General features: G+C 46.7%; 19 protein-coding genes and 1 pseudogene. 7 read left to right on the forward strand and 13 right to left on the reverse strand.

Features of this window, described 5'->3' with window-relative positions:
• Position 1: 1 nt before the first annotated feature.
• Positions 2 to 2,287, reverse strand: coding sequence for a PAS domain S-box protein (locus DN062_RS15955; RefSeq protein WP_112160295.1), 2,286 nt, complete (start codon positions 2,285 to 2,287; stop codon positions 2 to 4).
• A 173-nt stretch (positions 2,288 to 2,460) separates the two neighbouring features.
• On the opposite strand from DN062_RS15955, the gene DN062_RS15960 reads away from it, so the two are divergent.
• The gene (locus tag DN062_RS15960; protein WP_112160296.1) at positions 2,461 to 4,608 is read left to right on the forward strand and encodes a Tex family protein; all 2,148 of its coding nucleotides are present in this window, start codon (positions 2,461 to 2,463) and stop codon (positions 4,606 to 4,608) included.
• Between the two features lie 88 nt (positions 4,609 to 4,696).
• Entirely contained in the window at positions 4,697 to 6,265 is a 1,569-nt protein-coding gene (gshA, locus tag DN062_RS15965; RefSeq protein ID WP_112160297.1) for a glutamate--cysteine ligase, read from the forward strand.
• Between the two features lie 32 nt (positions 6,266 to 6,297).
• Here gshA and DN062_RS15970 read toward each other — a convergent pair whose 3' ends face one another.
• On the reverse strand, positions 6,298 to 6,684 hold the full coding sequence (locus tag DN062_RS15970) for a flagellar basal body-associated FliL family protein (RefSeq protein ID WP_112160298.1): 387 nt from the start codon (positions 6,682 to 6,684) through the stop codon (positions 6,298 to 6,300).
• Between the two features lie 183 nt (positions 6,685 to 6,867).
• On the opposite strand from DN062_RS15970, the gene rsd reads away from it, so the two are divergent.
• Together rsd and DN062_RS15980 are read left to right on the forward strand one after the other, a co-directional pair.
• Positions 6,868 to 7,341 (forward strand): sigma D regulator, encoded by a 474-nt coding sequence (gene rsd, locus DN062_RS15975; RefSeq protein ID WP_112160299.1) that lies wholly within the window; start codon positions 6,868 to 6,870, stop codon positions 7,339 to 7,341.
• The gene (locus DN062_RS15980) at positions 7,338 to 8,315 is read left to right on the forward strand and encodes a WD40 repeat domain-containing protein (RefSeq protein WP_112160300.1); all 978 of its coding nucleotides are present in this window, start codon (positions 7,338 to 7,340) and stop codon (positions 8,313 to 8,315) included. The genes rsd and DN062_RS15980 overlap by 4 nt, the downstream gene beginning before the upstream one ends.
• 45 nt (positions 8,316 to 8,360) lie before the next feature.
• Here DN062_RS15980 and DN062_RS15985 read toward each other — a convergent pair whose 3' ends face one another.
• Together DN062_RS15985 and DN062_RS15990 are read right to left on the reverse strand one after the other, a co-directional pair.
• A complete protein-coding gene (locus DN062_RS15985; RefSeq protein ID WP_112160301.1) occupies positions 8,361 to 9,053 on the reverse strand; it encodes an FKBP-type peptidyl-prolyl cis-trans isomerase in 693 nt (230 codons plus the stop codon).
• Between the two features lie 85 nt (positions 9,054 to 9,138).
• Positions 9,139 to 9,633, reverse strand: coding sequence for a TIGR02444 family protein (locus DN062_RS15990; RefSeq protein ID WP_133256771.1), 495 nt, complete (start codon positions 9,631 to 9,633; stop codon positions 9,139 to 9,141).
• A gap of 19 nt (positions 9,634 to 9,652) precedes the next feature.
• Between DN062_RS15990 and DN062_RS15995 the strand changes: the two genes are divergently transcribed.
• Positions 9,653 to 11,590, forward strand: a complete 1,938-nt coding sequence (locus tag DN062_RS15995; protein ID WP_112160303.1) for an ABC-F family ATP-binding cassette domain-containing protein — start codon at positions 9,653 to 9,655, stop codon at positions 11,588 to 11,590.
• An 11-nt stretch (positions 11,591 to 11,601) separates the two neighbouring features.
• Here DN062_RS15995 and DN062_RS16000 read toward each other — a convergent pair whose 3' ends face one another.
• The 4 genes from DN062_RS16000 to gmk form a co-directional block, all read right to left on the reverse strand.
• Positions 11,602 to 12,921 (reverse strand): HDOD domain-containing protein, encoded by a 1,320-nt coding sequence (locus DN062_RS16000; protein WP_112160304.1) that lies wholly within the window; start codon positions 12,919 to 12,921, stop codon positions 11,602 to 11,604.
• Positions 12,922 to 12,974: 53 nt separating this feature from the next.
• Positions 12,975 to 15,098, reverse strand: coding sequence for a bifunctional GTP diphosphokinase/guanosine-3',5'-bis pyrophosphate 3'-pyrophosphohydrolase (spoT, locus tag DN062_RS16005; protein ID WP_112160305.1), 2,124 nt, complete (start codon positions 15,096 to 15,098; stop codon positions 12,975 to 12,977).
• A gap of 96 nt (positions 15,099 to 15,194) precedes the next feature.
• Entirely contained in the window at positions 15,195 to 15,407 is a 213-nt protein-coding gene (gene rpoZ, locus DN062_RS16010) for a DNA-directed RNA polymerase subunit omega (protein ID WP_036511822.1), read from the reverse strand.
• A gap of 60 nt (positions 15,408 to 15,467) precedes the next feature.
• Positions 15,468 to 16,085, reverse strand: coding sequence for a guanylate kinase (gene gmk, locus DN062_RS16015; RefSeq protein WP_112160306.1), 618 nt, complete (start codon positions 16,083 to 16,085; stop codon positions 15,468 to 15,470).
• A gap of 801 nt (positions 16,086 to 16,886) precedes the next feature.
• Here gmk and DN062_RS16020 point away from each other — a divergent pair.
• Positions 16,887 to 17,459: a lysophospholipid acyltransferase family protein gene (locus DN062_RS16020; RefSeq protein ID WP_112160307.1), complete on the forward strand. Its 573-nt coding sequence runs from the start codon at positions 16,887 to 16,889 to the stop codon at positions 17,457 to 17,459.
• Positions 17,460 to 17,663: 204 nt separating this feature from the next.
• Here DN062_RS16020 and DN062_RS16025 read toward each other — a convergent pair whose 3' ends face one another.
• The 4 genes from DN062_RS16025 to DN062_RS16045 form a co-directional block, all read right to left on the reverse strand.
• The gene (locus DN062_RS16025; RefSeq protein ID WP_112160308.1) at positions 17,664 to 19,838 is read right to left on the reverse strand and encodes an SdrD B-like domain-containing protein; all 2,175 of its coding nucleotides are present in this window, start codon (positions 19,836 to 19,838) and stop codon (positions 17,664 to 17,666) included.
• Positions 19,839 to 20,034: 196 nt separating this feature from the next.
• On the reverse strand, positions 20,035 to 20,391 hold the full coding sequence (locus DN062_RS16030; RefSeq protein ID WP_112160309.1) for an NERD domain-containing protein: 357 nt from the start codon (positions 20,389 to 20,391) through the stop codon (positions 20,035 to 20,037).
• Between the two features lie 991 nt (positions 20,392 to 21,382).
• On the reverse strand, positions 21,383 to 23,755 hold the full coding sequence (locus DN062_RS16040) for a S8 family peptidase (RefSeq protein WP_112160311.1): 2,373 nt from the start codon (positions 23,753 to 23,755) through the stop codon (positions 21,383 to 21,385).
• A 15-nt stretch (positions 23,756 to 23,770) separates the two neighbouring features.
• Positions 23,771 to 24,742, reverse strand: coding sequence for an AAA family ATPase (locus DN062_RS16045; RefSeq protein ID WP_112160312.1), 972 nt, complete (start codon positions 24,740 to 24,742; stop codon positions 23,771 to 23,773).
• Between the two features lie 317 nt (positions 24,743 to 25,059).
• Here DN062_RS16045 and DN062_RS18565 point away from each other — a divergent pair.
• Positions 25,060 to 25,227: pseudogene (locus DN062_RS18565) on the forward strand (IS110 family transposase); the annotation flags it as partial.
• A gap of 1,095 nt (positions 25,228 to 26,322) precedes the next feature.
• On the opposite strand, the gene DN062_RS16060 reads toward DN062_RS18565, so the two are convergent.
• Positions 26,323 to 26,574: transposase domain-containing protein (locus DN062_RS16060; RefSeq protein WP_133256772.1), on the reverse strand; the 252-nt coding region annotated here is incomplete at its 5' end.

A 26,574-nucleotide genomic window follows, 5' to 3' on the forward strand; every position in this document is an offset into this window, starting at 1 on the left:
TCTATACGCGTTCTGAAGGTGAAGGAAGCTCTATATGACCCGGGATTGAAGCTATTGGTAGACTAATAACAAAAACTGCACCGCCCTCTGCATGGTTTTTAGCCACCAGACTTCCCTGTAAGGATTCGGTAATGCGCTGAGAAATAGACAAACCTAACCCCAAGCCCTGCCCCGCTGTTTTTGTTGTATAGAAGGGTTCAAAAATCCGCTGCGGGTCTTTGATACCCGGCCCATAATCTCTAAAGCCTATGTCTATCATGGATTGAGACGATGTTAAACTAACATCAATTTGCGGATTTTCATAACCTTCCATCGCTTGAATAGCATTGGCTAACAAGTTTACAAACACCTGCTCTAACCGCAAACTGTCTGCCGTTACGTATACTTCCTCAAGGCCTGGGGGCCAATTCACCTCAATACCCTCTTTCTCAAGCTGTCCATACATCACTGACATAGCGCCATCTCTTACGGCTTTTAAGCAGACAACTTCGCTCTGTCCCGTGCTTTTGCGCGAAAACTCTTTTAAGGGATGTATAATTTTAGCCATACGCTCCGTCAACCCACTAATCTCAGACAGATTACTGGATACAACTTCAAATCGACCACGCTCCAAGAAGGCCTTAGCATTGTCGGCATAATGGCGGATGGCGGTCAGTGGCTGGTTCAACTCATGGTTAATCCCGGCTGCCATCTGTCCGAGCACAGCCAATTTTGCGGTCTGAATTAGTTCATTCTGGGTATGGCGATGCTGAGACATCTCATCCAATAATCGCATGTTAATTTGACGTAAATCAGATGTGCGCTCTTCAACACGAGACTCTAACGCATCACGAGCTTGCTGCAATCTTTGTTCATACAATTTACGCTCCGTAATATCGTGAATCGTTAACATAAACTGACGCTCACCCGCCACTTCCATACGACCGATCGTTAACTCGATAGGAAACCAGCCGCGGCCTTTATGGTAAGCTTGGGCTTCGATCGTCAGCTCATCAGGGGCATCAGGGGCATCATTCATAATGTGTCGCCAGCAGACAGACCTATCGGCCTCCGATAACAACTGGCTAAAATAGTGCTCTCGGATTTCATCCGCTTTAATACCAAATAATTTCTCAGCCGTCGGGTTGAGGTACCGCATCTGCCCCTGTTCGTCTAAAGTAATTAAACCCGCATGCGTATTGTCGATAATGGCACGGATTCGAGCTTCTGAGGCTTCTAAAGCCCGATGCTCACGTAGCTGGAAGTCTTCCCGCTGTTGAACAATTCGATAGCGTGCCAACAACACCATCACCAACAACACAGTTGCGACATAAATAAACGCCACATGTGTCAAAGCGCTGATCATACGCTGCTCTACGGGTTTTAAACTCGCTAAGATCGTGACATTCAAGTCCGCATCTGGCATGGATCGTGACATTTTTAAATATTGCCGAGAAGTCAAAACTTCTTGATCCTCTCGGTTTTTATCCAAAATATCCGTCAAGGTAATTAATTGAGATCCTGAAGGCAGTGTATCTCTCTGAACAATATCCAAAGGATCTAAGTCATGTGCACCGTATCTTAAGCTTTCGACCACACGACGTCGCTCATGCGCCGCTAAAGGGCGTAAGGTTCTGAACTTCCACTCGGGACGTGTAGATATGAAAATCACATCATCATTGTCGGTTACCAAGATATCCTGCATTGGATCATTCCAATGATCCTCGACATCATTAAGGTCAATTTTTACTACGACCACACCCTGAATTTGTCCACTGCCGTAAACAGGGTAACTAAAAAAATACCCTCGCTGCTGAGACGTCGTTCCTAATGCGAAGTAACGACCAGACTGCCCTTTCATCGCATCGATGAAATAAGGCCTAAAGCTGAAGTTCCCACCCACAAATGAACGATCTAGCGCCCAGTTACTTGACGCGACTGTTTCGCCCTCGGCATTCATTAAATAGGTATCAGAGGCACCAATAGTTGCGTTCACATCTTGTAGATAAAAATTGATACGAAGCCTATCTTGCTCCCTCATAGGGAGTGGAAGGATAGAGGCTAACTCCGAGTAACCGGACAAGAGTTTAGGTAAATCTTTGTATCGATCGAACTTTTGCTGGACACTCAAAAGATAGCGGTTAAGATCAGCTTCCGTTTTTCGTTCAAGTTCAGCCAGCGTTTGACTTCGACTGATATGCGCCGTTTGAACCATTAGCAAGGCAAACACGACTAATAGAACAACCACGATCACTGAGCGACGCCCGAGTCGTTGTGAGGTACTATCAGCAGGATAGAATGAATTCATGTGTCATGCCCTGATCAGCGAATGGAACATTGCTAAGATTATTCTTATAAAATAGCACAACTTTAGTCTATATAGTTTAACTCGAACTTTCACTTTACATTTACCGATAATCTGAAGTGCCCTTTTCGTCCTTCACACTTCATGTATAGGTCTGCGTCAATCTAAGGATACTCATGCAAATTGAACTCAAATTGGCCAAAGAGCTAGACATTGGTCAGCATCAAGTCTCAGCCACCCTCTCACTTTTAGATCAGGGGGCGACAATTCCCTTTATTGCCCGCTATCGCAAGGAGGCTACAGGCGGCCTTGATGATACCCAACTGAGAGACTTACACCAACGTCTGCTGTACTTACGTGACTTGGATCAGCGCCGTAAGGTTATTATCGAGCAAATCACCGAACAAGGCTTACTGACACGTGATCTCGAACAGGCATTGCAAAGCGCCGACACTAAGTCGAGACTTGAGGACTTATACCTTCCCTTTCGTCCTAAGCGACGCAACAAAGCGCAAGAGGCACGTGAAGCAGGTTTGGCCCCTCTCAGCCAAACGATTCTTCAGCACTTTCAAGACGACCCAAAAGACTTTGCGCCCGCCTTCATGACATCAACGCCCCCCTTCGATACGCTTGACGGGGTATTAGAGAATACCAAGCATATTTTATTGGAAACGCTCACAGAACAAGCCGATGCCCTAGGCCACTTACGACTGCAGCTCTGGAAAAAAGGGGTGTTAAAGGTTCAAGTCGTCAAGGGTAAAGCACAGGAAGATAGCAAATATCGTGATTACTTCGAGTATGAAGAAGCCATTGTGAAAATCCCATCCCATCGAGCACTGGCACTTCTCAGAGGACATAACGAAGGGGTTTTGAAATACACGCTCAATTTACCGGATGGCATGTTAGACGCACCTTATTTCACCTTGGCTCAAGCCGTCAAGGTTCAGTATGCAAATAGTCACCCTTGGTTAAAGAAAGTGATTGAAGAGGCATGGAGTAAACGTTTAAGACCGCAGCTTGAAACTGAATTGGTTAAGCAAATGCGTGAGAACGCTGACGCCGTTGCCATTGACGTGTTTGCTAAAAACCTTAAAGATTTATTATTGGCGGCCCCTGCCGGCGCAAAAGCCACACTTGGTTTAGACCCAGGCCTTCGCACTGGAACAAAACTCGCGGTCGTCAGTGCCACCGGCCAACTCCTAGCACACGACACCATTTATCCTCATGCCCCGCATCATAAGGAAGCACAGGCCCTTGACACGCTTACCCGCTTGATCAAAAAGCATGATGTGGAACTTATTGCGATCGGAAATGGAACAGCATCCCGAGAAACGCAAGCCTTGGTCAGTCAACTGCAAACAACTATTGGGAAATCAGCACCTGCAGCTGTATTAGTCAGTGAAGCAGGTGCATCGGTCTATTCAGCGTCAGCCTTCGCCGCAGCCGAGTTTCCAGATCTAGACGTTAGCATCCGCGGTGCCGTTTCCATTGCTCGGCGTTTGCAAGACCCTCTCGCAGAACTGGTTAAAATTGATCCTCAATCGATTGGAGTGGGCCAGTATCAACATGACATTGATCAGAAAGCCCTCGCAAGTAAACTTGATGATGTGGTCGAAGACTGTGTTAACTATGTCGGTGTCGACCTAAACATGGCATCTGAGGCCTTACTTAGTCGTGTTGCAGGACTCAATTCGACCTTAGCAAACAATATAGTCGCTTGGCGAAATGAGTCTGGTCGTTTTAATCAACGAAAACAACTCTTAAAGGTTCCAAGACTTGGACCAAAGGCATTCGAGCAGTGTGCTGGATTCTTACGAATTCGAAACGGCTTGGAACCCTTAGACAACTCGGCGGTTCACCCGGAATCCTATGATCTTGTTGCTGAAATTGCGCGCTGTGTCGGCATGACTGTCCCTGAACTGTTGAATCAACCCTCAGCCCTGAGAACACTGACTCAACGTCAAATTGATCAGCTTTCTAAGGCACGGTTTACACTCACGGACATTTTAAAAGAACTCGAAAAGCCCGGCAGAGATCCAAGGCCGGAGTTTCAGTCCGTTCAATATGATCAACGAGTCCAGACACTTCAAGATCTTCAAGAGGGGATGCGACTTGAGGGCGTGATTACCAATGTGACCCCCTTTGGTGCTTTCGTCGATGTTGGTGTGCATCAAGACGGGCTTGTGCATATTTCACAATTGGCCGATCGCTTTGTAAGTGACCCACACAGCGTTGTACAAACAGGGCAAATCGTTCAAGTACGCGTTTTAGAGGTCGATACCCATAGAAAGCGTATTGCTTTATCGATGAAAAGCATAAATTAAATACCACATAGGTCGATTTCAGGACTGCATTTCAGAATGACTGGTTTATAATGCAGTCCTAATTTTTGACTGAATAGGAAGCTGAGTTTTGTCTGCAACCTTTGAGCAACATCTGCACCAGCTTGTCAGCAACGGACATGGCAACCTTCTGACACAGTTACAACATGGCATTGAGAAAGAAGGCCTGCGTCTTGATGGGTATGGGCATCTTTCGCAAACCCCTCATCCCAAAGGACTTGGGTCCGCACTGACCCATAGCGAGATTACGACGGACTACTCAGAAGCACTGCTTGAATTTATTACGCCCGTCTTCCACAACCCTGAGGAAATGATTCGTCATCTTGAGGACTTACACCGATTCAGTTACGGTGTTTTAGCAGATGAAGTGATTTGGGGCGGCAGTATGCCTTGCCATATCCCATCAGAGGACTCGATCCCAGTGGCCGAATATGGTCATTCGAATATCGGTAAGATGAAGCACATCTATCGGCTTGGTTTAAAGCATCGCTACGGAAAAATGATGCAAACCATTGCTGGGATCCATTATAACGTCTCCCTTCCTGAGCAATTATGGCCCGTATACCAAAGAATGTGCCAGTTTGAAGGAAGCATGAGTGATTTCCGCTCGGCAAGCTACTTTAAACTGATTCGTAATTTCCGTCGTCACAGCTGGCTGTTATTGTATTTATTTGGCGCATCACCTGCCCTCAGCCAAAGCTTTTTAAAGGGCAAAGCCCACCAGCTTGACACCCTGACAGACGACACCCTCTATTTACCTTATGCCACCTCCTTACGCATGAGTGATCTTGGCTATACGAACAAAGCACAGTCGAGCTTGAATATTTGCTTTAACCACCTGCAAAGCTACACCGACTCCTTGCGCGAAGCGATTCGAACGCCTCACGCAGCCTATGAAGCTATCGGTGTTAAAGTCGATGGGCAGTATCGACAGCTGAATGCCAATATTTTGCAAATCGAAAATGAATATTACAGTGATATTCGCCCTAAGCGTGTTGCAGAGTCCGGCGAAAAACCGATACATGCACTCATTACAAAAGGTGTTCAGTACATCGAGGTGCGCAACACAGACATCAATCCACTCATTCCTATGGGGATCAGCACAGAGCAAGCCTACTTTTTGGATGCATTTCTCGTAACCTGCCTACTCAGTGAAAATGATGAGTTATCGGCCAAGGAATGTGAAACCATCGCTCAGAACCATCAACGCATTGTGACCCGAGGCCGCGCTCCAGGTTTAACCTTGCTCAGCGATGAAGGGGAAGTGGAGCGAGAGCGATTGGCCGAGAAACTGCTCGATAAAATTGCTAAGACAGCCGCCGTCATGGATGAGGCCAATGGATTTAGCCATCACAGCCATGCCGTTGAACAACAACGGCGCTCCGTCCAAGATCCGGATTTGACGCCCTCTGCACAGGTATTAGAGCAATTATCCGCCTCGAAACTCAGCTACCACGACTGGATGTTTCAACTCAGCCTGAAACATAAGTCGACATTAAGCCAAACACCCCTCGACGCGGTCATTCAGTCTCGGCTCGACAATGAGGCCATCACTTCTTTGCAGGAACAAGCTTCAATTGAAGCCAACACCTCAGTGGACTTTGACACCTTCTTGGCGGATTACCACGCCCGCAACTAATAGACTGCTGCCAAAGATAATCCTAGTGCGCTCTACTGAGCCACTAGGCTAGTGAAGAACAGATCACTGACTTGTGGAGCCCCTGTCTCTTCAATCAAAAGGCGCTGTACACTGTTCAGTGCTTTTTGCGCTAACAACGACTGAGACTCAATCGTCGACAAATCTCGCTCGCCCTGCTCCAAAAACAAGAAAACCAATTCATTGCGAATATGTGGAAGATGTTTATCCACATCCAAACGCGAACCATTTTCCGCAACTTGCAAGGTGACCTCCGCTTTCACAAAGCGCAGCGGACCTGACTGAACCTGACCAAAATTCGTTGTAAACGGCTTCAGCTCAACATAACCGGGGTACTCTTGCGCCTGAACCTGACCCAGACACAGAATAAGCGCCAAGCCTAATAATGATTTTAATCTCATACACTCTTTTCCTCGCTCTATTCATGTCTGTCGCAATCCTTACTTGTTCCATGATTCACTGACCAGTTGTCGCTTCCTGTCTCTGGCAGTAGTATTATGATAATTCACTTAAAGGTGTATTATGTGAATCATAATAACGTAAATAAACCCAGTACACCTTCTTGTCAGCAGGAGATCACTAAAATGCTTGAAAAATGTCGTAATGCCAAGGAGCGCTGGGGCGGCGTCAGCCGAATTATTGACCATTGGCTGGAACAAAGACAAGCGCTGATCAGCACTTTTATCAAACTCCCTGACCAAACTGTGGGTGAGCCCCTAAACAACTACGTCAGTCTTTTTTGCTCACAGCTGATCGACTATTTATCATCAGGTCATTTTGAAGTCTATGAACAACTTCTGCGTGAAGGTGATGAGTTCCATGATGGCAGTGTTGAAAAAGGCCAAAAGCTCCTTTATTTGATCCAGCGCTCAACCGATATGGCGCTCGACTTCAATGATCAAAACAATGGCTTCAATGAACCCACGCTAGGGGAGCTACGTGAGTTTCTAAATTCACTGTCCACTCTCGGTGAGGCTCTAGAAGAGCGATTTGAAATTGAAGATCAAATGATTGAGGTGCTTCACACGTCTCACAAAGAGCAAGCAGCGGAAGCATGAAGCTCGGTCGACTCTTGTTGGCTGCCAGCTTGGTAAGCTTGCTAAGTGCTTGCGATAGCACAATGGGACCTGAGCGTTGGTTTGATGCCACCGCTCAAGGCGCCATGAGTGCAAGCCTATCCAGCTCTGGACGTTATGCCATTGTCGGCTCGTCTGATCACGGCGGCAGTCTTTGGGACATTCGCCAGGCTGAACGACTCTTCGACTGGAATCATCAAGCCGAAGGCTTTAGTGATCTTGTTGCAGCAGGCTTCTCACCTGAAGGTGAGTATGCCGTGACCGCCACTACTATGGATCTTGTCTTATGGCAGGTCTCAACAGGGGAACCCATTTGGTTTTGGAGCGCCCCTGGTGAAATTCTCGATTTAGCTGTTTCACCCAATGGTGACTTTGCACTCTTAGGCCTTGCGAATCATCAAGCCGTTTTCTTTGATGTCAAACAAGGCGGTATTCGGCAAACACTCAGACACCCAGCCAGAGTGCGCAGCGTTGCGCTCAGTGCTGATGGTCGCTTTGCACTCACGGGTGCCGATGACTATAGGGCTAGATTTTGGGATCTGGAAACGGGCAACCTTCTATCCGAAATTCTACTCGATAATATCGTCGACAGCGTTGCCTTATCACCCAATGCGCAACTCGCCTTCAGCTCGGGAGCACTCAGCCAAGCCGTCATATGGGACACGCGCAATGGTAGCTTAATCGGCTCTATCAGTGGAAATGAGGCCTTTTTTAAACGGCGGTTGACACACCTTGCAGCGCGTTTCTCAGACAATGGCGATCGCTTATTAACAGGCACGGCGTCTGGCAGTGTCTTCTTGTGGGATACAAGAGATGGCAGACAACTTAGGCATTGGCAGATTCAGAAGCGCGATGTTTACGGCCCTGTCAGCACAGGTATATACGATGTCGCGTTTGATGCTGACTCCACTTACATCGCGGTTGGCAGCAACGGAATCATCAACATTTTAAGATAGCCAGCACAGCTGCTTAACTTCAGCTGCGCTGGGTGTGATCGTCTGTTACTCAGGATTAACTTCAAGCAACTCGACTTCAAATATCAATGTTTCATTCGGGCCGATTGCATTGCCCATTCCACCCGGACCGTACGCCAACTTAGCCGGAATCACCAAGCGTGCCTTTCCACCTGGCTGCATTAACTGCAAACCTTCTGTCCAACCCGGAATCACACCATTTAAAGGGAAGGATACAGGCTCACCACGCGCATACGAACTATCAAACTCTGCACCATCGATCAACTCACCACGATAATGCACTTTTACAGTGTCCGCTGCACTTGGAGACGCGCCCTCTCCTGCCTCAATCGTTTCGTATTGCAAACCAGAATCAGTGGTCACAACACCAGAACGCTTACCGTTCTCAGCCAGGTAATCCTCGCCTTTTTTTAGATTATCTTCAGACAAACGAGTAAACATAGCTCGCTGCTCTTCCATGCGCTGCTCTTGGTAGGCCTGCATCACCTCTCCCACTTCCTGAGGAGTCATTAAGGGCTCACCTTGGCTGTATACTGTTTCGACACCCCGACGGAAGGCATCAATATCCAACTGATCGAAGTCCTGAAGCAAATTCTCACCTAGAATTAACCCTAGGCCATAGCTTAATTTTTCATTTTCAGATGTCAGAGTCTGAGCTTGAACGACAGCGGCTGACAAGAGTGTGCCCGTAAGTGCAACGGCCAGTGTAAGCGTTTTCATGAAACGTTCCTTAGATGATTCCATCTTCATTTAATCAATTAGTACCCAGTTAGTGATCTTTATAACAACAAAGTTCACTCGATACTCAATCATCAGGCTTATTTTTTATAGCCTCCCTGACGAGTGCATCAGTGTACTGCTTGATAGGTCTAGGCTCAATCTCTAGCGATTGGATATACGCGTCTATATTGTCCTGCATTATTTGCTCTAAGCAGGTATCTGTCGCTAAGCATTGCGTGTCCGTCTGACTCAATTGCCATAAATGGTACAAATCGATGCGCTCTGCTTCTAACTCCGCTTGCTTAAAGGCTTGGTAGCATTCAGGATAGTCTCTGCGCCAGTCGCTTTGTCGAAAACGATAGCGCAACGCACGCAGCGGGGCCAATAGCTCAGTTTGCCAGCAAAGAACGTCTTGATTTAAGGCTTTGGGAAAGGGTTTACGCTTATGGGCCAACCAACACGCAAAAAGCACAGGGTTGACCTGAATACCTTGTGCCTGAAGAGACAAACAGATATCTTCAACTCCCGCTTGACGATAAAGCTTCAACGCATAGTCCCATAAGGGATTGTTATAGATCATATCAGGGTAAATCCGCACAATGATTCAGTTACAGAACCTTAGCATACAACGTGGTGTCCAGCTCTTACTAGACGAAGCCAACCTGACACTTCATAGCGGCTGGAAAGTCGGTATTATTGGCAGCAATGGAGTAGGCAAGTCAACTCTCTTCCAACTTTTGCTGGGTAAACTGCACGCGGATGCGGGCGACTTATTGATGCCCAGTAACCTGACTCTATCTCATATGGCTCAGGAGGTGGTCGGGTCAGATCAAAGCGCCATCGATTACCTTTTGGATGGTGACCTGCGCCTTCGTGAACTTCAGTCTGAACTTCAACAGGCCGAAAGCCATCACGAATCCGCTCAGCGCATAGGTGAGCTGCATGCCGAGCTCGAAAGCATTGACGGCTATCGTGCCGAGGCGCGTGCTCATCAGTTACTCTCGGGACTGGGGTTTAAACCCACCGATGCCACACGTGCTGTTGCTTCATTTTCTGGGGGATGGCGAATTCGCCTCAACCTTGCCCGCGCCTTGATGTGCCGCTCAGACCTTTTATTACTCGACGAGCCAACCAACCACTTGGACTTAGACGCAACGCTTTGGTTAGAGCAATGGCTGAAAAGCTACCCCGGCACCCTCTTGTTGATCTCACATGACCGAGACTTTCTGGACAATGTTGTTGGCCACATCGTGCATATGTCGGCCAAAAAATTAACGCTTTATAAAGGCAACTACACGGCCTTTGAGCGCGCCTTAGCTGAACGCTTATCACAGCAACAAGCGGCGTTTGAAAAACAACAAGAACGTATAGAGCAGATTGAGAGCTTTGTTCGACGCTTTCGCGCCAAAGCCAGTAAAGCTAAGCAAGCGCAAAGCCGTCTTAAAGAGCTTGAGCGTATGGAGCAAATTGCCCCTGCACATATCGACAGCCCATTCAGCTTCAGCTTTCAATGCAGCGATAAAATTTCTTCTCCACTGCTCACCCTATATGAAGCCAATTTGGGTTACGCCGAATCGGCTGTTCTACAGAAGGTGTCTTTATCTCTCACCCCAGGAGAGCGTATCGGACTGCTTGGCCCCAATGGGGCGGGCAAGTCGACCTTTATTAAAACCTTAGTCGGTGATTTATCCCTCATGTCGGGCGAAAAATCGACAGGGGAACATTTAAAAATCGGATACTTCGCACAACACCAGCTCGAAGCATTGGATCTCGACGCATCCCCCTTTCTTCACCTGCAACGCCTAAGCCCTCAAGCCACCGACCAAGAGATTCGGAATTTTTTAGGGAGCTTTGGTTTCTTTGGTGATGATGCGTTAACTGAAATTAAGCGTTTTTCAGGCGGCGAAAAAGCACGAGTGGCCTTATCGTTAATTGCATGGCAAAAACCGAACCTTCTCCTCATGGATGAGCCGACCAACCACTTGGATCTTGAAGTCTGCTACGCCCTAACCCTCGCACTGCAATCGTTTGAGGGCTCGTTAATTCTGGTTTCTCATGATCGACACTTATTACGCAATACCGTTGATCGTTTCTTATTGGTTGCCGATGGTCAGGTATCAGAGTTTAAAGGAGATCTAGACGATTACCAAACGTGGCTCACACAGCGTCGGCGCCAGGATAAAAGTGATGAAAGCAAAACAGAGGACACCGATGCATCAAACAATCGGTCACTCACGGCCGCTGAACGTAAAGAAATTAAACGTCAACAAGCCGAGCAAAGAGCGGCTCTGCGTCCCTTAAAACAACTTATTGAGCAAGATGAGCGCAAAATTGCAACGCTTGAACTGAAACTGAAAGAACTCGAAGAAAAGCTGAGCGAAACAGACTTGTACAGCGCACCGCGTAAAGCCGAGCTCACACAGCACTTAGAAGCACAAAGGTATCTGCAAAAAGAGCTCAGTGAAACCGAAGAAAGCTGGATGGAACGCTTAGAAGAATATGAAGAGAAAGAAGCCGCACTCAGCCAGATGGGCTGAGTGCGTTAGCATCAATCTTGATCGATTATAAACTGCTTAGAGAGTGCTTCAAGATGTATGTAATGATCTTGAAACTCAGCCATTGCCTCTTGTGTAACGGCAAGTGTGAGGCCTAATTGTGACAGAATTTTCTCATCGATTTCTTCAACGATGGGTCCATCACACAGGCGCTGCTGTCTGAGCAACTGGATAGAGACTTGCAGTAGCTGCGTATAGGTATTTGAATCGTCTTCATTCTGAAAACGTATCGCATGGCAAACCTCAGGAGGAAGCTTCCAGCTTTCAAATAACCAAGCCGCAAGCTGCTCTCGCGTCAACTTTAGAAGCTGTTTCTCAATTAAATGTATCGATAAGTGAGGGTTTGCCTCAACGTAACGTGCCAAAGTTGAGAATTGCGCAGGAAACAAATGAGCCAGCAAAAGATAGCCAAAATTATGCAACAGGCCTGATAAATACACCAAGCCAGCTTTAGGGCGCTGACGAACAGGCATTCGTAAAGAAAGCTGTTCGGCAAAGGCTGCGACAGAAATGGATTCTAACCAAAAGGGGGTTGCGCCTCGCACTCCCGTATCGGGAATACGCAGCACTTTGCCCATGGCGACACCCAAGGCTAGGTTAACAACCAAATCAAAGCCCAATACACGAATCACTGCATCTTCAAGCGAGTCCACTTTTCCGGGAGCGGCATAATAGGCTGACGTTGCCCAACTCATGACCTGAGCAGATAACGAGGCATCGAGTCGCACTATATCAATCAATGCCTGTACACTGGCACTCGGGTCACTGCGCAAATTAACGAGCTGCTGAGCTGTCGGGCCAAAGCTGGGCAATGCGAGTGTTTCATCTAAACGCTGCTTAACGCGCAAGGCCGAAAAGCGTTCTAATGCGAGAGAAATCGCTTCGACATCGCTCACAGCCGGTACTTGAGCCATAATAGACTCGCTTGAAACACTCAAGTCACCCTGAAACTCAGGCTTGGCATACCAAGAGGATTTCGGCCTGAAGCGAAGCCCCGTGTAAGGCTCCCAAAACTCTGCCTCGGGTAAATCATAGGCTCTGATATCAACCATAAGACTGAGGGAAAGCAGTTTCTTTTGTGCTCGTTCAGTGAGTAAATTTCCTTGACTGAAAAAACGAATTGAATCACTTCCACTGACAGGCTGCAGCAGCCGTCCAGTAATTCGCCAGACCGATGCTAAATTGAGCAATGCACATGCAGGCAAAATCACTAACACTTTACCCTGCTTATCGTGTAGCAGGGCTAAACGTAAAACCTGCTGCTCAATTTTTGGTAATAAAGACACACCAACAGACAATTTAATACCCCACATCAATGTTTGTTTCTACACACTCACTCATCGAAGAGTCTATACCGATCACCTAGCTAAGGCCGTGTAATTCGGAATACAGAACGTAAACGACGCAGATTGCGTATAATCCTTGCCAAATGCACTCGATTCGTCACAGCTAGAACCAACTGAACGCTGCACATCTGCCCCTCTTTTTCACCACTGTCTATTTTTAAAATATTAGCATCCGCCGCTGAAACTGCTGACGCCAAATTAGCAATGATGCCTCGTTGCGATTCAACTTCGAGCACTAGCGTAACAGCATATTCTTCATTTGCTGTTTGCGACCATTCTAAGTAAATGCATTTTTCGGGATCATCACGAAGCGCACCGATATTACCACAGTCGGCCCTATGTACGACCAGCCCCTTACCGGTACTAATATGACCGACAATATTATCGCCAGGTATAGGCTGACAACATTTAGCATATTGCAACACCATACCTTCGGCACCTTTGATCGCGATAGGTCGCGACTTGGGATCAGGTGGGGCGTCTGTACTTTCCTCAGATTGAAGGTCGGGTCGTAAACGACGTGCTACCACATAGGCCATACGATGGCCCATCCCGATTTCTTCAAACAAATCTTGCAGCGAATTGAGCTGAGCTTCCCGCAGTAATTCATCTAGCTTTTGCGGGTCTATTTTGTCAACATTCAAGCCATAATTACTTAAAAATTGATTCAGCAATCGGCGTCCTAGCTCAACGGATTCATGACGCTGTTGATTTTTTAAGAAATGACGAATACTGGCACGCGCTTTCCCGGTCACCACAAAATTAAGCCAAGCCATATTTGGCTGAGCACGAGGCGTGGTAACAATCTCAACCGTTTGTCCACTCTCAAGGGTCTGGGATAAGGGCGCTAAACGGCGATTGATACGACAGGATACACAGGAATTACCGATATCTGTATGCACCGCATAGGCAAAATCCACTGGAGTTGCACCTCTGGGCAATTCTAATATGCGCCCTTTAGGTGTAAACACGTAGACTTCATCTGGAAATAAATCCTTTTTGACGTGGTCGATAAACTCCATTGAGTCACCGGCTCTTTGTTGCATTTCCAGCAGGCCTTGAACCCATTTTCGAGCACGGTTGTACGAGCCAACAGCACTCGCCGAATCACCATACATTTTGTAGTGGCTGTGCTCTGCAATGCCTTGACTGGCAACTGCATCCATCTCACGGGTTCGAATCTGTACTTCAATGGTAATGTCTCGCGCGCCGAAGAGATCAGTATGCAAGGACTGGTAGCCATTTGCCTTGGGAATGGCAATATAGTCTTTAAAGCGACCAGGCACAGGTTTGTAAAGATTATGGACGGCCCCAAGTATCCGATAGCATTCATCGACTGTTTCGGTAACAACCCTAAAGGCAAACACATCCATGATGTCCACAAAGGTTTTACGCTGGGTCTTCATCTTGCGATAGATGCTATACAAATGTTTTTCACGACCAGAGACAGTCCCTTTGAGCCCCTCTAGCTGGAGGCGCGTTTGAATCGCTTTTTCTACCTGAGAGATAATGTCCTTTCGCTGTCCTCTCGCCTTGACCACTGCACGACGAATATGGCGCGAGCGCATAGGATGATAAGCTTGGAAGGCGAGGTCTTCTAATTCAACTTGCACATCTCGCATCCCTAGACGTGCGGCAACGGGAGAATAAATATCTAAGGTTTCACGAGCAATTCGTCTTTGCTTAACAGGCGGCATCGCACCTAGGGTTCGCATGTTGTGCAAGCGATCAGCAAGCTTAACGATAATCACACGAATATCTTCTGCCATTGCCAAGACCATTTTTTGGAAGTTTTCGGCCTGAGCTTCTGCTCGTGTTTCAACTTCCAAATGCGTGAGCTTAGACACACCATCAACGATATCAGCTACAGCACCACCGAACTGCTCAGATATCCCTTCATAGGAGATCTCGGTATCTTCGATGACATCATGTAACATTGCGGACATCAAGCTTTGATGATCCATATGCATACCAGCCAAAATCGACGCAACCGCTAGCGGATGAGTAACGTAAGGCTCCCCACTCTTGCGACGCTGTCCGTCATGCGCTTGTTCGGCATAGAAATAGGCGCGCCTGACCTGTTTGATCTGATCTGTGTCCAGATAATCCGTCAGGCGCTGAGATAAGTCATCGATATTCGGCATTCACGCTCCCATTAACAGACAAAAAAAGTACGAAGCATTTGTCTGAATGGATGATGATGCCGCATAAATAAGATGAGTAAAAGAGGGAAATGTATCTTAGTGGTCGTTTAGATTATCTAAAATACTTCTATCAATCAGACCTGCGCTAATTTCACGAAGCGCCACAACTGTCGGCTTGTCATTTTCCCAATCAACCTTGGGGTCTTTACCGCCTGTTGCCAACTGACGAGCGCGCTTTGAAGCCACCATCACCAACTCAAAACGGTTTTCTAGGTTATCAAGACAATCTTCTACAGTAACTCGGGCCATAACAACCTCAGAAAAGTTAAACAGTTTTATCGAACTTGTTAGTATAGGCAATGATACCCACTAAGACAAGAGTTCTGTCAATAGGGATGCATATCTGACTTGCTGAGACGACTGCCTCAAGCGCTGAGCAACGAAAACACTTTGTAGATCACGCAAGGCTGTCGCAAAGTCATCATTCACGATTAAGTAGTCAAATTCGGGGTAATGACTCATTTCACTAACCGCTTCGGCCATACGCCCCGCTATCACCTCGGCTGAGTCCTGCCCTCTCGCATTCAAACGTTGCAGCAGAGTGTCTCGGCTCGGCGGCAAAATGAAGATACATACGGCCTCTGGCATTAAGTGACGAACCTGCGCTGCCCCTTGCCAGTCAATCTCAAGAATGACATCGACCCCCTGCTTAAGCTGCTCAATAACCCATGCCTGAGACGTCCCGTATTTATTTCCAAAGACATCAGCAAACTCAAGAAACTGCCCAGCCTCGATCATGGCATTAAATTCATCATGTGAGACAAAGTTATAATCTTGCCCCTCTACTTCGCCAACACGCATGGCACGCGTTGTATGAGAGACAGACACTCGGACTTGCTGATCTTCAGCCAATAAAGCACGAACCAAGCTTGTCTTACCTGCACCAGATGGAGCTGAAAGGATGTATAAAGTACCCAAGTGTGTCATTTACTGTTCCTTATTATGTTTTTTGTTAAGACGTTTAACGTCTGCAATAAACAGCTTGCCGAGCTCACAAGTCGCCGTCAAATACCTTGAAGCTTTGTGTGATTATATCACTTCAGATCATTTAGTCGCCTAGCATGGCATAAGAAAATGCTTTAGCAATAACAAGCAATGGAAAGTGCAAAACTCAGTTCAGTACTGTGAAGGATTTGCAAGGGCAGAAAATAATGAGTAATCGCTACTTGAGAGGTGTACAGAGATAAGAAATGCATCCGTGCAGCTGCGTCCTTGCAGCCTTAACCTTCCATGAAAGGACAGAGGCTCACGTCCTGTGAGCTTACCGCAATCCTTTGCGCTCTGTCTTGATGCTATTTTCTGTGATTCGCCTTGGAGTGTATATAGGAGTTTTTCCTAAAATAATGGTTCAGGACGCAGTTTGATGCGGGGGGGGGGGGGGGGGGGGGGGGGGGGGGGGGGGGGGGGGGGGGGGGGGGGTATTTCTATTTGGTCAGCAACCTACTGACCCACTGTCATTGTTTCACATTGTAGCATTCATACTTTCAATAATTACTTACAAGTCATGGCGAATCAGCAGGCAAAACAAAGACAACACCATAAAAGAGGAAAAGCTCTAGTGGGACTCGTTGATATTGGTGACACCGACCATTTCCGGTCACTCTAGCCTCTGTCAAAAGAATCATGGTGAACCGACTGCTTTATCCTATTCACTAAGATGCGTATGATGCGAAGCTGCTGCCAAGGAAGGGTGTTAACCTCCTAAGAATCATTGCCAATAGGATTATTATGCACCGTACAATGTTCGACACGCCTGTTGTTCGGCACCTTTTACGTGCCATTTCTGTTATTACACTGCGTCTTACTGGCTGGAAAGTTGAAGGCGAGATTCCCGCTGATCTGAAAAAGTGCGTAATGATTGCCGCACCGCACACCAGCAACTGGGACTTACCTTTTACCTTGATGGTTGCGTTCGTGATAAAAGCACCGATTTACTGGATGGGCAAAGACAGCATATTCAAACCACCCTTCCGACATCTGATGATGTGGATGGGAGGATTGCCGGTCGATCGTTCGAAAGCCAATAATATGGTGCAGGCTTCTATCGACGAGATGAACGCCAGCGAGCAGATGTTTCTGCTTGTTCCTCCAGAAGGAACACGCAGTAAGGTCGATAACTGGAAGACCGGTTTCTATCATATTGCCCATGGTGCTGGCGTACCGATTCTGATGGGATTTCTGGATTTTAAGCGCAAGCGTGGTGGTTTCCTCGGTACCTTTACCACGACAGGCAATGCAGATGCCGATATTGCCCTAATCCGTTCACACTACACGGGTATAAGTGGTAAAAAATCGTCTTAGGTCAGCCGCTAATGGATACCAAGTTAAACAGACTCCCAAATAAAGCAAAATTGCTAGAAGCCATAACGATAGATTGACTTAAAACAATTATACTCAGATAACAAAACTTGAATATCTTTTATGCATCTGCGGCGATTGCTTAAAAACGCACTATCGGTAAAGCAAGCTGTTGGCTCATGCCATGAATATCAATTTGCATAAAGACTAATCAACAAACAACCAAATAGGCAATGCTGACTTTTTCTTTCTCCTTGGCGAAGGCGAAGGTGGCGGTTCGGTATTGCTTATATCCAGTTTGGTTATTCGCTTCAGAAGGATTGGAGCTGAAAAACCGGGCTCCTCATAAATTGCAGCAATTTGAAAAGGTGCCTCATTAGCTACTGTACCGCGCACTTGAGTTCCGAAAGTCGGTGTAATAGAAAAATCCCCACTGATATTTAGCTGCAGCCCACCTCCTCCAATACCCTCTCCTTCAAACTCTGAGTAAAAGAAAAAATATCCTTCAGGGGTTAGCACACCATATATATCCCAGTCCTGACCCGCGACCCCTTCCTGTAAATAAAGCCCTGCGGCCTCAGAAAAAAGCCCCTCAGAAGCTGATTTTACAAGGGATAAAGAAGCGCCGGACTGCTCAAATACCCCTTCAGCGAAATCAGTATAGAGAACTCCACTGGCAAGCCCCACAGGAGTTTCCATGGTAAATGTGTTTGAATCCAAAGCAACATCGGCAAAAAACGCTTCTCCATTGCTGCCAGCAGCACGAAAGAATCCAGCAAACCGGTAGTTACCGTCTGCTTCACGGAAAAGAACAGCTGGACTGCCCTCATCACTGGCAATATTACCTACATAAAGCTCAGTCATAGCAGGACCTAGGATGGGCGGATCAGGCTCACGCTCATGGAAGACAACCACAAACCACTGACTTGCGGTATGCAATTCGGTCCCAAAAATGACACGATCGAAATCCACTAGCACCGACTCACTTCCCCGCAGGTGAGGATTGTGTTTCACAGTCATGCCGAGAAAACGTTGTGTGCTGTATTCAGAACCTCCGATCAATGTGCTTTGGGGGAAAGTAAAATCATCATTGACCCTTAGGCGATCAGAGCTGGGATAATAGTCAAAGTTCAACGTCAGGAATGGATTCCAGACCTGATCCATGCTCAAAGTAAAGGGGATAATTTCCTCTTGACCTGGCAGAGGATTGACTACGTGAACGACACCAGGGTTCCAGGTCAAAATGGGCAGAGAAGAAAGCCCGCCCAGTACCCGCTCGGTCATATTGTCGTCGTTGATAGTGATGATGGGTGTAACGGCAATGACATCCCAAGCTTCGGTCTTGCTGGGATTGTTGTGTGCCTGACTAGATGAAAAGGCGTGTCGCTCTGGATCGATTTGATTGGTTGGCTGCGTGTAAGACGTCCGGGTATTGATCGGTTGATCCATCTCCACAACATAATTACCAGGCTCATCAAACATAAAAATGTAGCTACCATCTCTAGCCGTGGTGGTTTGGGTCACAATGGTGTTTCCTTTTTTTAGGCGCAGTGAAATACCGTTAAAGCCCCCCTCATCCAAGTCTTGATATCCGTCGTAGTTTTTGTCAAGGAAGATAATGCCTCGGATTGCGTATCTGCCGACCGCACCCAGTAAAAGAAACTCGGGATTGGGTCCTAAGAAATCATAGCTCTCAATCACTGTGACCAATTCACCCTCCTGCGAGTCCAGCGCAGCATCATTCATCAGATTTTTGGAAACTCTAAATGCTGGATGAAATCCGGGGTGGGCTTGAGCAAAGGAAGTCAAAGATTGATCGATGCCAACGTCCTGCACATGCTGTCGAGGGATGTAATTACGTTTAAAATAGCGACCATTGGCCCAACTCAGTAAAAGCCCATAACCAATATTCTGAACCTTCGCAACTGTGTAGCGATTAGTGAAATTGGGATCTGGCTTGAAGGTACCGTTAGAGAAATACCAGCCCTCTTGCTTCACCCAGTCATCCCCATCACGATATACGTGCTCCAGCCAAGTAGCGACGTGACCATCACCCAGACCGACAAAAGTCCGGCTTTGCTTGATACTGTTTGCGCCAGTAAAAGTATCGACGGTTTTTTCATGAAATATTTCGTGAGAGATCGTGCGTGTATAGGTAATACCGTTAAATTCAGGAACATCGATAGTGTGAGAAATGCGGGTTATCGGGGAAGCCACACCTGTGTTCACTATAACTAGTATAAAGAAAAATCCCAACAAGCCGATTTTAATCAATCGATAGAATTGCATAGTAAGGTAAGAAATGAATGGAAGAGACCCTGCTAAATAGATCACATATGCTAATATGAGCGGGATGGATATCATAACTATTAGGGAATTCATCTTACTGCTCCGAATATGATCACATGCAACTCTAAAAATCTAATTATGAAAGTATAGACATTAACTCAGAATTTTTTATAAAAAATTATCGAGTCTATCGGCAGAGTGATTGAAACCTGAATCAGTACAGAAGCTGAAATCAGCAGGCACTCATTGAGTAAGAGATAAGTGAGCTCCGATATGTGTTTGTTGCAGGCTATCGCTTGGCACCCACCAGCTTTTCAAATCGACTCCATTCACCTTTGGTCCGCTCGCGTTGGCTTAGATCACCTTCATCCTCCGGAGTGACAATCAGATGATCAACGTTAAAGCCTTCAAACTGTATATCATGGAATATTCGATAAGGATGATTTGCTGGTCGAATAACCTGCTCTAGCTCTTGTCCCACCGACATCTCGCAAGCAAGACATAAACGATAACTTGCCAGTTTCTTAACGGTTTTAATTGCCCTAACAATTTGATAGCCGACAACCAGTGCAACCGCCACACCACAAATTAGCCAAACAACTAAACCAAAGGTTTTATTAAGTAGCTTTTCATTTATAAGCAACATCAATGAAACAAAGCTACTCGTGATGGGTATAGCTATAAACGCTTACATCAAATCAAGCTGAAGATCATCAATAGACTTTTGAAGACTGTATCCTGCAGGCCTTAGCAAGTCTTCGTCAAAAGGAGATACTCGATCCTTTGAAAGAATTCGTTTGGTATAGGTCACCATTCCAACTAAAAGGAACAATGGAATGAGAAATAGTACAGAGACGATAATTGAAAGAAATAATGATGAAAGCCAGTCCATGACTGCAAACATCCTATTTAGAATAATTTAACAATGGTAACCTCTCCTCCGGCCCTAATCCACCCTCCACTGTGACCAGATTGTGACCAACTGCGGTTTTGCGTCGTCTAACAGCTCTTCAACCCGCGCCCGTGGCTCAGCCGGATAGCTTAGCAGCTTCCGAAATTAACCAGAAAAAACAAGGATTTTTTAGAAAACAAACACTTATGGCGCGCCCGGAGGGATTCGAACCCCCGACCAACAGGATCGGAATCTTTAGTCTTATGCACAGTCAAGCACTTATTTGCACATTTACGAAAACGCATATACACGCAAAAACAGTAATATAGCGCACTTATGCACAACTATACATTGTTTCGTATATATTCACAGAGGGGACTAAAAAGGGGACTAATTTTATCCCCCCTTCTGTGCTTTAGACTGCACCAGAAATGCCTTCCTCTGTGGAAACAGACGGTACAGAGCGATTGATCGGTGGCAATAACTTCTTCAGCACAGCCGCCTTACGTTCATTGGAATAACGAGGCATACAAGCTCTCATTCCACCCGCTCAGAGATTAAAATTTGGCAAAATCGCCTACTGGTCAACTAGGCTAACAGAGCGGGTACGTTACCAGCACGATCTTCGCGATGTATTAATTCGGCCAATAACGGACATTTAATTTAGTAAGCTGCTCCCAGAATTCTGTTTATTGCAAGGCGTTGAGAGTAGACCCTGAGGAAGGTCTCGATCTATTCTTTTAAGTTAAATGGCTCTTGCTCTAGCCTTAACTTGAATCTCAATCTGCTGTGCGATTTGCGTGTACAATTGTGCATGCTCATTTTCCCTGTCAGTCACGGTGACCACCAGCGCATAGTCTTCTTGTTCCATACTTAATGCTTCACCCCAATCCCTGTCCTGCCGGGTTACAACAACAAACCATTTCTCGTTTGGATTACGTTGTTTCATTCGCCACGTGGACGACTGCACAGTGCCTTTACTTCTCAATTCTGCGGTAATGTCCCTATTGCTAGTCGCATCGTCGTTGCGAGTGTCCGTTTCTCCTTGGGTGTGTTGATTGAAGTGGCGCTGAACAGCCTCCAATGATTCATCTTTAACCAGGCGAAAATGTATCTTGGTGGCGACATAGTCTAACCGGGTGGTACGCACTGCTGGGCAATAGGTAAGCGTTACACGGATTTCTCTTGCAGCGCGTTGGGTTCGTAAAAACTCCGGAGGTAAAGGGAGTTCAAAAAAGTGGTGGGCGTTGTTTTCGATTTCGTCTTCCGCTATTAACACAACCACGTTTTCGGATGAACGAAACAGTTCATTTTCGTCCACAACGCCGTAGCCAGCAATATCTCTACTGGCTTCGCGGCTGCAAGCCGCTTTGTAGGTATGCTTCATCTCTTCAGAGAAGATCGTCTCAGCTTCACTAGGCAAGTTGGCATGATTGACCAAAAGAGCTCTGAGTAAATTGGCTGATGCACGGGGGTAGTTATTCAATAGTCTTCCTGCCAAATGAGTAACATAGGGCGCTGCGAAACTAGTTCCACTCATTTCACTGAACAGCGTATTGCCCACGAATCGACTATTACAAGTTAAAACACCCATGCCTCTCATCACAGCATCGTGCTCTTGTCCGGTTCGCATAGGTGATGCAAGGTTACCACCAGTGGCAACCAACTCGGGTTTTATTGCTCCTTTCACTGAAGGGCCGTGACGAGTAAAAGGAGATGGCTGGTTTTTATTTGCTGGCGCTAAGTGTGCAATCTCAGGGTATCTCTGGGTATCGAAAGTCGCATTATGCCTAGCTAGGCTACCAACAGTAATTGCATTTAAAGCTGGCGCTGGATCTATTAACACACTCTGCTCGGCTAAAAGATATTCAGGGTATTCGTCTCTCCAGCTGTGTCTTGGCACTGCGGGATCATTAGACCCATTAAAGTTACCTGTAGAAACAATGAATAGAACATTAAAATCGCGGGCCAGCTTGTCAAGCACATAGGCAATACCACGAATATGCCTGCCATCATAAGGCGAATTGGTATTTCCCAGAGACAAATTGAATATTCGACACTGGTGCTCGTCCACAAAGTAAGTGACGGCATCAACCAAGGTTTTTTCGATAGTGTTTACATCAAATTCCGCATGCTCGTTTAGAACTCGACCATTGAACAGCAACAATTCTGGCCGCCAGTAATTGCTCGCTTTACAGGATTCCAGGTCGCCGTAAAGAGCAATTCCCGCAACGGCAGTTCCGTGCCCGTTCAAATCACTACCATCTCCGCCGACAAAATCTTCGCTTTCTGCCATAGCTGGTGCAATTAATGGATGATTAGTGGCGATCCCACTGTCGAGAATGCATATGCGTGCAGCAGTCGCTGGAGGGCGTGGAATGTTTTCGGGTAGGTCGTCGATATTGCAATGCAACTGGCTATAACGCACGCCGCTTGTGGGTGGCAAATCCACCAGCCGTACATCACCATGGTTTAAAAGCATACTAGCCTGGGTGGTATTCACCCGAAGGCGATACATCAACAGACTATCGAGGTTTATTTTATCGATCCTCTGAATTTGGGTCTCTACCAACCATCGCTCAAACGCCTCACATATGATTAACCGATCCGGGTGATGTGCGACGCTTACTGGCCATAATTCGACGTCTAATATGAAAAATTCTTCCTGTGGCAAACTAAACTTGGCTATTGCCCAGCTGGTGCGGTCTTCAGCAGTCCAATTATCAATACCCTCAATTGCTTCCAGGATTTGCTTATAGGTCAGCTCTGCATCATCAATTCCCAGCTTTTGTAAATGGTCAGCAAACTTCGCGAGCCCCGCTTCGTTAGCAAATACCACACAGAGCTGATTGTCTTCATGGCTCACAAATTCTACGCCATGCTTATGCAGGTGATTGATGTCCAATAAGCCCGTATAGCGAATTTTTAGAACAAAATTGCCGGGGCGAGATGTGAGTTGCTGTTGTGCATTTTGAAATGAACTATTTAACGCATCTGCCAAACGCTTTCCGTGCCCACGAAGGTCTCCTCGAGGGTGTTTGGGAATATTGAATTTTCGCGTTCTGCGGTCATTTTCAAAGGGTGCTCTTTCAATCCTTAGGTGTTCAAAATCAGCCATGATCCAGCCTTATTGTTACTTTTCTCGTGATGCCGCCTGCTTTAAGTCCTTAACTGTCAGAAATTCCTGACTGCGCAGGATCATTCGTTTGACTGCCCGGCGTACAATTCGCTCAATGTCGGCACCACTGCGATTTTTAAAGAGCGCTAGCAGCGAGCTCTCATCCAATTCAAACTGACGGCGGACTCCGCGTAACTTGAGCGAAAGAATTTGCTGGAGTTGTGCAGAGTCTGGCAAGGGGAAGTCAATCGTGTCATCAAAACGCCGCCAGATTGCGCTATCCAGTATTGCTTCATGGTTGGTGGCTGCCAAAATCAGGCTTTTACCCTGATAAGCATCCATCATTTGTAGAACCGCATTTACTACGCGACGCAGTTCACCATGTTCGCCAGTGTCTGAGCGCTCTTTACCAATCGCATCAAACTCGTCAAACAGAGCCACCATAGGGTACTCAGTAATAAAATCAAACACTTTGCGTAAATTAGCTGCGGTTTCACCTAGAAACGATGAGACGAGGGCATCCAGTCTTACTATAGCCAGAGGTAAATCGAGCTCAAAGGCGATGACTTCTGCCGCCAAAGTTTTTCCGCAGCCTGGTGGGCCATGAAAGAGCACTTTACCCGAAGGTTTCATACCAAAACTTCTCAATACGTCGGCTCGACGGTGTTCTTCTAGTAATTCTTCTATAGCCGACAGGCTGGGCTCGGGCAGGATCATTTCTTCCAATGGGCGCTGAGCCTGCCTGATATCGAGCAGCGGTAAACTACGTTCTTTATCCACCGGCGGAATGGGAATTGGTGTGCGTCCTGAGGATTTGACGTGCTTTAAGTGCTCGCCGTACAAAATTTGCTCAAGATCATTTGCGAGTAAGTGATGCTGTTTCTGTCGTTCGTCCTTAATAACGGCTTCCGAGGCGCGACGGAAGGCCTCAGCATCCCCGCTGCTACCAGCTCTGATCAATTGTCTTAAGATTTTACCGTTCGCCATGCGCCTTCCCCTGTATCACCCATTCGCTTGTGTATGTGCACATTCATCTCTTGCATGTTATTTGCCGCTAATTTACCAGTTTGGCCGTCACTTTGCCTCGTTTATGAAAGTATGGGGTCTTGCCTTTTGACCGACGTCCGAATTAGGTCAAAATTGGACTTGTTACTACCACCGTATAATGCCCGCATTTGCGGGTGGTTTGGAGCTTAGCGGACAACCAGTCCACAACATGCGTTTGATGCTCATTGAGCCTTCGCCCTCAGCCTAGCTTGATTGGCTAAGCTGAAAGGCAACGAAACCAAAAAGGAGAAGACACAATGAGATTTTATACTACACAACATCCGTACTATTGTGGAATAGATTTAAATGCACGGTCTTTGTACGTGTGCATTTTGGATGAAACCGGTGAAACCATCCTGCACCGTGAAATCAAAGCACGACCTGAACCCTTACTGGACTTATTAATACCCTATATCGGCAACATTTGATCGATGCACTCCGTAAACTTTTAATTGCAAGTGACAGTGTCGCATTCCCAGTTAATATCGTAGACGCGAAAGATGGCGCAAAGCACTTCTATGAGCGCTATGGGTTTCAAGCTTTTCAAGATGCTGAAAACAAGCTATTCATCACAATGGCAGATATCAGAGCAAGCTTGGGGTAGTGAAACGACAAAAGCCTTTAAAAATTACTTGACTACTATGGGCAGCAGTTTATAGTTGCTCATAATATGCCCGACGCCTCTTCACAGTTTGACTATGTACGCGTCGGCTCTCATTTCTGGGGCCATAAACTCCAAGACTGCCGCCCTTATGAACGGGCATAATCACTGATCACAGCGGCCAACGCCTTACTTTGCGGTGATACCAGCTGCTGATTGCTCAAGGTGCGGCTTAACCAACAAACTTACGGCCTGCTCATACTCGATATCCAATCGAGATGATGGCATCTAAATTGAAGTACTCAGTGCGGTTGCGCTGACCATGTTGTGCCATTTAAGCCCATTATCAGCATATCCTTTCCCTGTATTTTCTCTACCGTCTTTACTGAAAAACTTTGCCTTTAATGTGTCAAAAGCACGATTAGGTTGATCGAGTCTAAGCACACTCATGCCCACTGGACGTGCTACCAAGTCAGCTAACTGAAGGATCAATGATATCGCCAATCTCCCGCGTCAATTCGCAGGCCTTGGCAAGGAATACAATATCTTGACTTTTCGTTGGAGCCCTACCTTTACCGTCTCTTGTCCTAGGACAAGGGACGGTGTTCATCAGATAGCAGTTAATGATCTGTAACTACCCCCATCTTTACTACAGCGGGAAAGGGAGTTAGCCTTTCGTAAGTAAGCGATCATTCTAAGGCGTCATTGACATAACAATAATAGTCACGAGCAATGCCTAACATCACCAGCCAGCTCAATATTTAGGACTTTTTCCTATATACACTCAAGTCACTAGGCGATAAAGTTATATCAGACAGAGGGGCAATGGATGGCCGTNGGCCGTAACTCTCAAGGCGAGAGCCTCTGTCTTCCTTCAGGATAGGACGAGTGCTGCAGGGATGCAGCGGAACCATCAACCTTACTGGGGCTTCATCTCTCGATAAAGATCCGACCGCAACGGCTGATCTGCAAACTGCTCTTTCCAAACTCTTGGCGTTAACTCCAACACTCGGCTCGCCGGATGCTCATTAACCCGCAACAGCACGTCTATCAGATAGGTATAAGGATCGATATCATGCAGTTTACAGGTACTGATCAGGCTCTGGATAATACCCACATGTTCAGCACCCAGTTCAGTCCAGCAGAATAGCCACGCCTTTCGACCCATCGG

The organism is Nitrincola tibetensis (assembly GCF_003284585.1).
Taxonomy (GTDB): Bacteria; Pseudomonadota; Gammaproteobacteria; order Pseudomonadales; family Balneatricaceae; genus Nitrincola; species Nitrincola tibetensis.

Coding starts and splice junctions, on each gene's coding strand:
- DN062_RS15955 (WP_112160295.1), bottom strand. CDS start 2,287: ATGAATTCATTCTATCCTGCTGATAGTACCTCACAACGACTCGGGCGT.
- DN062_RS15980 (WP_112160300.1), top strand. CDS start 7,338: ATGAAGCTCGGTCGACTCTTGTTGGCTGCCAGCTTGGTAAGCTTGCTA.
- spoT (WP_112160305.1), bottom strand. CDS start 15,098: ATGCCGAATATCGATGACTTATCTCAGCGCCTGACGGATTATCTGGAC.
- DN062_RS16045 (WP_112160312.1), bottom strand. CDS start 24,742: ATGGCGAACGGTAAAATCTTAAGACAATTGATCAGAGCTGGTAGCAGC.
- rsd (WP_112160299.1), top strand. CDS start 6,868: ATGCTTGAAAAATGTCGTAATGCCAAGGAGCGCTGGGGCGGCGTCAGC.
- gmk (WP_112160306.1), bottom strand. CDS start 16,085: ATGACACACTTGGGTACTTTATACATCCTTTCAGCTCCATCTGGTGCA.
- DN062_RS15985 (WP_112160301.1), bottom strand. CDS start 9,053: ATGAAAACGCTTACACTGGCCGTTGCACTTACGGGCACACTCTTGTCA.
- DN062_RS16040 (WP_112160311.1), bottom strand. CDS start 23,755: ATGGCTGATTTTGAACACCTAAGGATTGAAAGAGCACCCTTTGAAAAT.
- DN062_RS15970 (WP_112160298.1), bottom strand. CDS start 6,684: ATGAGATTAAAATCATTATTAGGCTTGGCGCTTATTCTGTGTCTGGGT.
- DN062_RS16030 (WP_112160309.1), bottom strand. CDS start 20,391: ATGTTGCTTATAAATGAAAAGCTACTTAATAAAACCTTTGGTTTAGTT.
- DN062_RS15990 (WP_133256771.1), bottom strand. CDS start 9,633: ATGATCTATAACAATCCCTTATGGGACTATGCGTTGAAGCTTTATCGT.
- DN062_RS16000 (WP_112160304.1), bottom strand. CDS start 12,921: ATGTGGGGTATTAAATTGTCTGTTGGTGTGTCTTTATTACCAAAAATT.
- rpoZ (WP_036511822.1), bottom strand. CDS start 15,407: ATGGCCCGAGTTACTGTAGAAGATTGTCTTGATAACCTAGAAAACCGT.
- DN062_RS16025 (WP_112160308.1), bottom strand. CDS start 19,838: ATGAATTCCCTAATAGTTATGATATCCATCCCGCTCATATTAGCATAT.
- DN062_RS15995 (WP_112160303.1), top strand. CDS start 9,653: ATGATTCAGTTACAGAACCTTAGCATACAACGTGGTGTCCAGCTCTTA.
- DN062_RS15960 (WP_112160296.1), top strand. CDS start 2,461: ATGCAAATTGAACTCAAATTGGCCAAAGAGCTAGACATTGGTCAGCAT.
- DN062_RS16020 (WP_112160307.1), top strand. CDS start 16,887: ATGCACCGTACAATGTTCGACACGCCTGTTGTTCGGCACCTTTTACGT.